Source organism: Bartonella sp. AA126HLJHH (genome assembly GCF_042197425.1).
In the GTDB taxonomy this organism is placed as follows: Bacteria; Pseudomonadota; Alphaproteobacteria; order Rhizobiales; family Rhizobiaceae; genus Bartonella.
Window position 1 is genome coordinate 75,783 of the sequence record NZ_JBHIRU010000010.1, and the last position, 8,674, is coordinate 84,456.

6 protein-coding genes are annotated in these 8,674 nt (G+C 39.5%); 3 read left to right on the forward strand and 3 right to left on the reverse strand.

Annotated features, from left to right (window positions below):
* Positions 1–885: 885 nt before the first annotated feature.
* Together ACFIQC_RS06280 and ACFIQC_RS06285 are read right to left on the reverse strand one after the other, a co-directional pair.
* The gene (locus ACFIQC_RS06280; RefSeq protein ID WP_375613649.1) at positions 886–1,899 is read right to left on the reverse strand and encodes a sensor histidine kinase; all 1,014 of its coding nucleotides are present in this window, start codon (positions 1,897–1,899) and stop codon (positions 886–888) included.
* A gap of 22 nt (positions 1,900–1,921) precedes the next feature.
* On the reverse strand, positions 1,922–2,716 hold the full coding sequence (locus ACFIQC_RS06285) for a response regulator (protein ID WP_375607013.1): 795 nt from the start codon (positions 2,714–2,716) through the stop codon (positions 1,922–1,924).
* Positions 2,717–2,884: 168 nt separating this feature from the next.
* Between ACFIQC_RS06285 and ACFIQC_RS06290 the strand changes: the two genes are divergently transcribed.
* The 3 genes from ACFIQC_RS06290 (at position 2,885) to ACFIQC_RS06300 (ending at position 5,305) form a co-directional block, all read left to right on the forward strand.
* Entirely contained in the window at positions 2,885–3,088 is a 204-nt protein-coding gene (locus tag ACFIQC_RS06290) for a NepR family anti-sigma factor (protein WP_375610684.1), read from the forward strand.
* Positions 3,089–3,095: 7 nt separating this feature from the next.
* A complete protein-coding gene (locus ACFIQC_RS06295) occupies positions 3,096–3,650 on the forward strand; it encodes an RNA polymerase sigma factor (protein WP_375611691.1) in 555 nt (184 codons plus the stop codon).
* 224 nt (positions 3,651–3,874) lie between these two features.
* The gene (locus tag ACFIQC_RS06300; protein ID WP_375621451.1) at positions 3,875–5,305 is read left to right on the forward strand and encodes a sensor histidine kinase; all 1,431 of its coding nucleotides are present in this window, start codon (positions 3,875–3,877) and stop codon (positions 5,303–5,305) included.
* 897 nt (positions 5,306–6,202) lie between these two features.
* Here the strand turns inward: ACFIQC_RS06300 and ACFIQC_RS06305 are convergent.
* The gene (locus ACFIQC_RS06305; RefSeq protein WP_375706892.1) at positions 6,203–8,191 is read right to left on the reverse strand and encodes a M23 family metallopeptidase; all 1,989 of its coding nucleotides are present in this window, start codon (positions 8,189–8,191) and stop codon (positions 6,203–6,205) included.
* Between the last annotated feature and the right edge of the window lie 483 nt (positions 8,192–8,674).

Sequence of the window (8,674 nt, forward strand, 5' to 3'; positions counted from 1 at the left end):
TCCCCTTTGAGATGCGGGTTCTATAGTGAATTAATCAAAGTCATTGGCTTGCACGTCATAAAAGGGTGTGTGTGGGGGCTCTATGTCGGTGAGTAATATTTGAAAAAAGACTGAAATGCCTCTTATGGACGCTCTCAAAGGTCAATGGCTGTTGTAACATGAGAGACAAATGGTATGATGATACTCAGCTACTACTTTTATGAAGTGAAAAGGGGCATGAAGGTAAAGAAGGACGTGGCGTAACAAGGGGCGGTTTTGATGGTTCACTTTACGGGGGCTATTATATCTTATTTACACATACTGTTTTGAAATGAGCGTGGATGCGCTGGGAAATATTAAAAAAGTGCGTGAATGAGGAACACAAGTGTATCCTGTTTTAGGATGCCCTATTGTAACTGAAGAGGATATCTCCATTAAAGAATGCGATAAATAAAAGCATAAAATGTGTAATTTACATCAATTAATTGTCGTTGTCGTGGATGCTTTAAGCCCGTAAAGCTGAAGAGTGATGATGGATATTAGCTTTACTCCTTGAAATTTCATATTCTGCCAAAATAAAATTATATACGCATTGCGAAAATTACACAAAAAGAGATGGGTAACAGGCTCGCTTTTATTTTGCATATAAAAGCTGAAACGGTTTGCTCTTTATCGTTTTGGTTTCTGTTTTAAAATATGCCGGTTATATGAGGGATGGAAGTTGATTGACAGCGGGAATGGATTTTATGTGGCTTTCAGTTCTCATCGTTAAGGTTTTGCGGAACTATTGGGGGACTATAGAGGTTGGTTTAAAGAGGTTGGAAAATATCTTTGTGCTTAATAAACAGATGAGACATTTTGCTAAAAAAGGGGAAAATTCTCTTGTTCATTGTTTAAAATGCTCTTTTAAGAAAAAATATCAAAATAAGTATCAGGAACAGAGAGGCAATAGACAATTCCTTCTTGTGTCAATCTGAGAGAAGCTGAACCATTCACGGAAATGGGAACGATTTTTTCGAGAACGGCACTACCAAAACAGGCTTTTTTATTGTTTGTGGGAGGGATGCCGGATTCAAAATTTTCATGCCAAGTGATGATAAGTTGCGTTTTGCCATTCAGTTTTGTTTCGATTTCACAGCGTACACAGATGCTCCCCTTTTCTTGGGAAAGGGCTCCAAAAGAAAGAGAATTGACAATCAGTTCATGAAAAGCCAAACCGATATGCAAAGCGGCATTGGGAAAAAGATAAGGATCGACGCCTTCAAGTGAAAAACGTTCTGTTTCTTTCATAAAATAACCTAAAGCCTGCGTTTGGACCAATTCGCGAAATTGAGCACCGCGCCAATCGGAATCAGTGATCAGATCTTGAGAATGAGAAAGAGAATGAAGACGACCTTGAAATTTTCGTAAAAAAACCTGAAGAGATTCAGTATAGCGGGCGGTTTGACTGGCAATACTTTGAATGATCGCTAGAAGATTTTTAGAACGGTGACTGACTTCGCGAAGAAGGATTTTAAGCACTTGTTCACGGCGGCGTAAGCCGGAAATATTGACACCGGTGGTGATAATACCAATAATGTCTTCGTTATCATTGCGGTGGCAATCAATAGAAAATTTGTACCAAATCTCTTGTTTGTTTGTATCTTCAAAACGTGCTTCAACAGTTTGCATTTTGCCACTGGCTAAAACTTGCAGTTTGATGGTTTCCATATTGTCTGCAAGGTCAAGCGAAAAAAAGTCGCTGTCACGACACCCAACCCGCCATTTATTGTGCAAATGATGTGGCAAGTTTTCAGCCCATAAATAAACCAGATTTGTTGCCTGATAGAGAACGCAAATATCAGCACCACGAATCGCTTGCATGAGCGCACTCATATGAGATCTATCCATGGGAGGCTTTGAAAGAGGCGTAACGATCATAATTTTAAGATGTTACCCTATTCTAAGCCGCTTTAGAAGCATTCTCTTGAAAAAATAAAGCTTGGGAAATAAGCGCTTTCACCATATCAGGGTTAAAAGGTTTGGTCACTAAAAAAGTTGGTTCTGGACGCTCGCCAGTGAGAAGCCTTTCGGGAAAAGCCGTGATGAAAATCACCGGTATACGGTCATTTTTCAAAATCTCGTTGACCGCATCAATCCCTGAACTGTTATCGGCTAATTGAATATCAGCCAAAATCAACCGTGGTTTTTTCTTATGATACATGATGACAGCTTCATCACGCGTGCGCGCTATTCCTACAACATGATGACCTAGGCTTTCTACCATTTGCTCAATATCAAGTGCAATAAGAGGTTCATCTTCAATAATCATTACTTCAGTGGCAATTTGTTGAGAAATATCAATGGATGCTTGGTTGAGAAGCTTGCGAAATTCTTTCGTATCCAGATTCATGATTTCGCTGGCGTCTTGTTCATGAAACCCTTCAACGGCAATGAGCAAAAATGCTTGGCGTGCACGGGGCGTGAGATAGGATAATTTGGCACTGGTTTTTTGTTCAAGACCAAATTGGGGCAGGGGTTCAGGGATGTTTGGTGTGGTTTGGTCAAAAAGATGGCAAAAAAGCCAATAGGTACCAATTCGGTCAGTGGAGGCTTTGGGAAAAATGGAGATGTCGGCAATGAGTGCTTCCAACATCGCTGAAACATAGGCATCGCCAGAGGATTGGCTACCGGTGACAGAGCGGGCAAAACGCCGAAGATAGGGAAGATGCGGGGCAATGCGCGTTGATAATGACATAATTTATAACTCCTTTGACCTTTCAAGCATTTTGTTGGTTGAAATTCTCAACCGATAAAAAAGTTCCTTGATTTGTATGGAACTTTTTACCGGCAGCTATATTTACAACCATAAGGCGAAAAATTCTTCGCGGTGCTACCAGTAATATATGGATTAGGGGGATGAAAAATGAACGACCGTGATGAAAAAAATCTCACCACACAATTTAGAGTTGGAGATGATCTTCTCGGGGTCAATAGCGAAATAGCACGGAAGTTACGTCAATTTTACATGGAAATTCAAGAAGAAGCACTGCCACGGTGTTTGCTTGAGCTTTTAGAGAAGTTGGAGCGCGCAGAGCAATTTGGCTTAAACAATGTGGAAAAGGTTTGAATCCTTTATGTCAAAGTGCGCGAAAAACTTTAAACAAGAACTCCTTTCTGTGTTGCCGGCTTTACGAGCTTTTGCTGTTTCTTTAAGTGGCAAGCACGATAAAGCCGAAGATTTGGTCCAAGATACTGTTATGAAGGCATGGGCTAAGCAAGATAGTTTTGAGATGGGAACTAATCTTAAAGCTTGGCTTTTTACCATTTTGCGCAATGAATTTTATAGTCAAATGCGTAAAAAGGGAAGAGAAGTTCAAGATACCGACGGCGTGTTTACTCAAAATGTCGCTGTTCATCCTGCTCAATATGGATCACTTGATTTGCAAGATTTCAAAAAAGCCTTAAATTTGCTTTCTGCCGATCAAAGAGAAGCCATTATTCTTATTGGCGCATCGGGATTTTCTTATGAAGATGCTGCGGCTATTTGTGGTTGTGCTGTTGGAACCATTAAAAGCCGTGTGAGCAGGGCGCGTAATCGATTACAAGAACTTCTTAAAGTCAATGGTGAGTCTGATTATGGTCCTGATTCTTACTCAGCTGGAAGTACATTGTGTTCATTTAACGGCTAAAAAAGCATAATAATTATGATTGATAGCCTTGTTTTTTTTATTCCCGTTATAGCTATTACAGTAAAGTCAGTATCTGAGGGAATTCAGAAGTTTGGCGTGTATCCTTAGGAACACAAGAAAAGCCTGTATAAAACTTTTTCACGGGCTTTAGGTTTTATGTTCCATAAGGTTGCCTTCCTTTGTGCTGAAAAATGACGACTTTCAAGTTCGCCAATGGACATTCTATGACAACAAAAACAAATTTGATGCCTCAAATGCCTTCTTCTGATGCAACGATATCACGCTGGCGGTGGGGTGCGATTGTTGTTTCTCTTGTTATGGCTCTTTTGGCATCGGTTTTTATTATGTTGCTTTCAAATGCCGTTGATCGAGAAGTCGCACAGTTGAATACAAGTTCAGAATTGCGCGAACAGGCTGATTTGGTCCTTATTAGCCTGATTGATATGGCTGTTGCTGATCGCAGCTATGCAAAAACGCGCAAGGCGGAAGATAAAATACGTTTTGAAAATGCAGAGCGGGAGTTGGGGAATATTCTCGACTATATCGCACTTATTGTTTATGCACATCCGCAGTGGTATAAATGGTTTACGGCTTTTAAAGAAGAGGTTGAAGCACGAAAAGCCTTTATGAATGCCCATATGCGTGCTCTTGATGCGATTCCTGAACAATCTTCTCAACCCTCTCATGCGGACTCTTTGGAAGTATCAAAGATTCCTGTAGCGCGTTTAGCTCAATTGATGACAAGCTTTATTAATGGGGATGATGTGGTGCGACAAAAACAGCGTGAGGGTATCGCATTGATGCGGGCGGCTTTGACATTGGCGGCTATTGTTTCCGTTGTGAGTACCTTTATTTCTGCCTATTTTGTTATTAATCGTTTTCATCGTGATATGCGCTCTTTAAAATTGTATCAATTGCTGCTTCATAGTGAAAATATCGCTCTGGAAGCCCGCGTGAAAGAACGAACACAAGAATTAGAAAGAGCACGTAATCACGCTGAAAAAGAACGCCAACGGGTTGAAATATTGTTGCAGGATGCAAGCCATCGCATTGGCAATTCTCTTGGGACGGTGTCTTCTTTGTTGGGGCTCCAGTTAAACCGGAGCAAAAATGAAGAGGTCCGTGCTGTTCTAGGGGCTGCACGTGATCGTATTCAGACAATTTCTACAGCACATCGTCGTTTGCGCTTAAGTGATGATATGGAAACGACACTATTGGCAGAGTTTCTCAGCTCTGTTGTGCATGATGTCGAATTGGCAGTCCCTTTTGAATTGCGTGAAAACATCACCATTCACACCAACTTTAAAGATTGTCGCCTGTCTTCAAGAGATGCGACAACACTTGGAATTATCCTTGGTGAACTGCTGACAAATTCCTTAAAACATGCCTTTCCTGATCAACGGTCTGGTCATATTTATATCTCTTTTGGTCCCCAGAAAGATGGACAATTGATGCTCATTGTAGAAGATGATGGCGTGGGAATGAAAAGCCAAACTTTAAAACAAAAAACAGGACTTGGTCGTGTGGTCGTGGAACAGCTCTGTATGCAATTTGGTGAAAAACCTCTGTTTGAAACTTCTGCTTTAGGAGGCACAAAGATTGTCATTCCTTTGCCAAAACTTAGCATGAATAGTTCAAAAAAAAGCTCTGACTGATTTTTTAAAAGGGTAAATTTTCTCTTTTCTCGTGGTAAGCTGCCTTTCATTCATCGTGAATGTATGGGGAGGGCATCTTTTCACAAGAAGAAGGAAAAATACGGCTTCAGTAGCGCGAACACAGCACCATTCATATCAGATTGTCAATTGCCTTCAAGAGAAACAACTTTGCTTCTTTATCTTTTGGTGTAATGTTTGATTTTCTCTCTTGTTGTTTTTTTGCTTTGTTGACTCCGATGATAGGCTTTCAAAGTTCTCCTTGTCTGAGAGCTTTGAAGTGCTTAAGTTAGCCTTTAAATTTATTTTGAATAAGTGCTCCTTTAAGCCAATAATACTTATATTCGTAAGCTCTATTGCTTTGCAAAAAGATTGTTTTCAAGTTTTGTTATTTTTTGTAAGGCATGTGAAACTTTAAATATGGGGTGTTTTTGTAAAAGTGTGTAAGGAATATTCTTAAGGTAGAACGTGCTCATAAAGTTCATGAAACACCGTCCTTTAGGGCTATGAACAGCATACATTCAACAAGTGGAATCTATTCAACAAGAAGTCGGGTTGTTTATAGAATGATATGGATTTTAGAATCTTCATCCTTTAGCGGGCACCTCTTTGATTTGAGATTTTATTGCATGGCAAATAAGGACGGGCTATCGTTTTGATAAAATAAACAAGAAGAGTTAGCCTTTTGGGGTTTCATATTTTTCACTTTTCTATTGTGCGTAAACCTGAAAAGGGGAGGGTGTTTTATTTTTAATCATTGTGATGCGACCTTGGGTGGTGGAATCTTTCGGCGTATTCTTTAATAGATATTTAAAATGCGGAAATCTCTTTGAGAAAAGTAAGCGCTCAAGCATATTTTTTAGATGTTTTGAGTCGTAAAAATGCAGATGCTTTCATGCTTTAAGTCTCTTCGGAGGGTGCTATTGGGCTGTTGATCAAGGCATCAATGTTGTTTTTTTCTTGTAGGAATGTTTGTAGGTCTTGATTGGTTAAGGCTTTGCTATCCGGTATACGAATGCGCATGGGATCAACCTTGACGCCATTGACAATGATTTCAAAATGACAATGGGGTCCGGTTGCCATTCCTGTTGATCCAACATACCCAATAATTTGTCCTTGTCGTACTTTCACGCCTGGTTTGATGTCTGGTGCATAACGACTTTGGTGTGAATAACTGCTGATATATCCATTGGCATGTTGAATTTCCGTATGGTTTCCATAGCCGCCTGTTACGCCTACTCTTGTGACAATACCATCTCCTACAGCAATAATGGGTGATCCTTTAGGAGCAATCCAATCAACACCCGTATGCATGCGGACATAGCCTAAAATAGGATGTTTACGTGGACCAAAGGGAGAGCCAAAAATGCCATTTGGTGTGGGTTTGCGCAGCAAGAAAGGCTTTGAACTTTTCCCTTCAGAATCATAATAATCAACGCTTCCATCTTTTAATTGATAACGGTAATATTTATAAGTTGTATTCCCAAAAGTTGCACTAATATAACGAATTTCTGGATCAGCGTTCTTGGATGATTCCTTTGCCTTCAAATTCTTTTTGCCGTTTTTGTTTTCTTTATCGCTTTGTGGTACAGCATAAAATATTTCGATCTGATCATTGGGTGTTATCGGACTTTTCATATCAATATTGGTGGCCAGCAGACGAATAAGACGATGAGAGAGAGATTGTGATATATTATGGCTTAGCAAAGCACTATAGAGTGCATCATAAGCCGTTGGTAATTGTGCGCTATTGATATAAGAATGTGGAATACCATTTTGAAAAGCCGTTTTAAGTGCTTTAGACATTTTAGGCTCTGTGCTTTCAATGAATTGGCCTTTATCATTCAGGGCAATGGTGAGAACATGATGCATCCCTTGATAGATACTTGCGCGTACGAGATGGTCTTCTTCACCAGCTTGTGTCACGATACCAATGCGTAAAAGGCTTCCCTCTTTAAGGGAATCGGAAAGGCTTATTTTTTCTAGCGTTTTTACAACCTGGTCAATTTGCTTTTTTGTATAACTGGTTTTTTTGAAAGCATCGGCTATCGTTTGTTTTTTACGAATAGGAATAATATCTTCAACATAGTTTTTCGTCAGATCGATACGGTGACTTTGAGGAGAAACGGTTACATTTTCTTGAACGATTCGAACTTCAGGGGATTCTGTGCCTTGGGAAGGGGAGGATACATCTTCTAATTTTAAAGGATCAATCAATGTGAGAACTGAAAGAAGTTCGGAGCTCTTTTCTAAAGTAAATCCAGCTTTTTGTACTTCTTGTTGTGCCTCTTCATCTGTCAATGTGTCGCTGTCATCAAAATCGAATTGATTTACCTTAAAATCATAGCTGCGTAAGGTGAGTTTTGTTTCAACCTTTGCTCCATAAATCTGCCCAGAATCTTCTTGTGGTGCGATATTTTGATTTTTCGTATCACTAGCAAGAATGCTTAAAGAATCAAATTTTGGATAGCTATATTTCTGGGGGCGATTTTCGGCTAAAGCCATACGAATCCATTCAAAATGTTGTGTTTGAATGACTTTTTCATCGCCTTTTTTTTGTAGAATCGATAATTCAAATTGACGTTTTCTGTCAAAGCTTTGCCTTGCATGAGTGGGAGAAATACGGTCGCCTTTATAGCCATTGGCCTCAGGGGCTTGTGATTCTGATAGGTTTTCTTGCGTAAACCATTGTGGCGGTGTTACCAATCGCTGTTGTTCATCAAGAGCCGTAAAAAGTGCAATCCCCATAAGAATGCAGGAAGTGATTCCTGTCAGAATGGTTCCCGTAAGCCAACGAGCAGAGACCTGTCGGCGCGCAGGCCGCAAACGCTTGACGACAAGAGCAGGGTCTTGTCCAGGATCGTTTTTTTGTTGTTCGTTATCCCACATAGATTTATAAGAGTACTTTTCAATATTAAATAAAGAAAGCTAGATAGATAGCTTAAAATGCTTCTACAGGAATTTGATTCTTTTTACAAATTACAGATCATGCGATTCTCTTTATACAGCAATGTCTTTATAAATCGTATCTGCGCAGAAAATTTTCTCTATTAAAGTAGCATAAAACAAGCGTTATTGTGATTAACTCATTCCTAGGCAACTTCCTATTTTTATGCATTGCAATGGGGTGCTATATTTTACTTTAAAGGCGCCATGCTCTCTTTGAACTCCTTGCTGTTTTCATGTTTTATTTTTATGAAGGCAGATTTTATCTATAATTGCTTGTTGCCAATAATGTTTTGAAATAGGATTTTTTGTTCAATATTTTATTGGTAAAGTTTGGGTTATTTTATTTAAAAAAAATAAAAAATGATATTGACTCTTTGCTTGAAAGAGTACTATATACGACGAGTAACGAGAGCGGTTTCTGCT

Bases quoted from the DNA above. Each gene is read 5' to 3' on its own strand.
- ACFIQC_RS06300 (WP_375621451.1), top strand. From the start codon at position 3,875: ATGACAACAAAAACAAATTTGATGCCTCAAATGCCTTCTTCTGATGCA.
- ACFIQC_RS06285 (WP_375607013.1), bottom strand. From the start codon at position 2,716: ATGTCATTATCAACGCGCATTGCCCCGCATCTTCCCTATCTTCGGCGT.
- ACFIQC_RS06305 (WP_375706892.1), bottom strand. From the start codon at position 8,191: ATGTGGGATAACGAACAACAAAAAAACGATCCTGGACAAGACCCTGCT.
- ACFIQC_RS06295 (WP_375611691.1), top strand. From the start codon at position 3,096: ATGTCAAAGTGCGCGAAAAACTTTAAACAAGAACTCCTTTCTGTGTTG.
- ACFIQC_RS06290 (WP_375610684.1), top strand. From the start codon at position 2,885: ATGAACGACCGTGATGAAAAAAATCTCACCACACAATTTAGAGTTGGA.
- ACFIQC_RS06280 (WP_375613649.1), bottom strand. From the start codon at position 1,899: ATGATCGTTACGCCTCTTTCAAAGCCTCCCATGGATAGATCTCATATG.